Source organism: Teichococcus deserti (genome assembly GCF_001982615.1).
GTDB classification, from domain to species: domain Bacteria; phylum Pseudomonadota; class Alphaproteobacteria; order Acetobacterales; family Acetobacteraceae; genus Pseudoroseomonas; species Pseudoroseomonas deserti.
In genome coordinates this window covers 1-494 of the sequence record NZ_MLCO01000492.1, presented here as the reverse complement: position 1 = coordinate 494, position 494 = coordinate 1, and the positions used below count along the sequence as shown (strand labels likewise).

General features: G+C 71.9%; 1 protein-coding gene. It reads right to left on the bottom strand.

Annotated elements, in window-relative coordinates:
• Positions 1 to 47 precede the first annotated feature (47 nt).
• A complete protein-coding gene (locus BKE38_RS29405) occupies positions 48 to 440 on the bottom strand; it encodes a hypothetical protein (protein ID WP_076960639.1) in 393 nt (130 codons plus the stop codon).
• Positions 441 to 494: the final 54 nt, after the last annotated feature.

Below are 494 nucleotides of genomic sequence, written 5' to 3'. Positions count from 1 at the left end.
GGGGTCCAGGGGGAATTCATTCCCCCTGGCCTTCGGCTTGCCTTCGCCTACTGCGAAAGGCTCCGCCGCAATTCCACCAGCACTTCCCGCAGCGCGCCGTGGGCCTGGGCCACGTCCCGGCGCAGCAGGAAGTTGCGGGTCTTCGACTGGGTCTCGTTGTCGCCTTCGGTGAGCTCGGTGGCCCCTGCCAGGAAGTCCTGCATGGCTTCGGCCGAGGGGGTCGCGCCCTTGGCCCCGGCCTCGTCGATGCGCAGGATCAGGTCGGAATAGGCGCGCAGCCAGGCGAAGGCGGGGTCGTGCATCACCGCCTGCAGCAGGGCGTAGGGGTTGTTGGCCGCCGGGTGGCCGATGGCCTGCGCGTTGAGCAGCGTGCGGTGCAGCTCCGCCAGGCGGGCGGTCAGCATCTTGTGGGCGGGCTGGGCGCGCGGGACTTGGATCATGGGCCGTCTCACTCGATGGGGGCGGGCGCTGCGGCCGGCGCGGCGGGCGCCGGG

Bases quoted from the DNA above. Each gene is read 5' to 3' on its own strand.
- BKE38_RS29405 (WP_076960639.1), bottom strand. From the start codon at position 440: ATGATCCAAGTCCCGCGCGCCCAGCCCGCCCACAAGATGCTGACCGCC.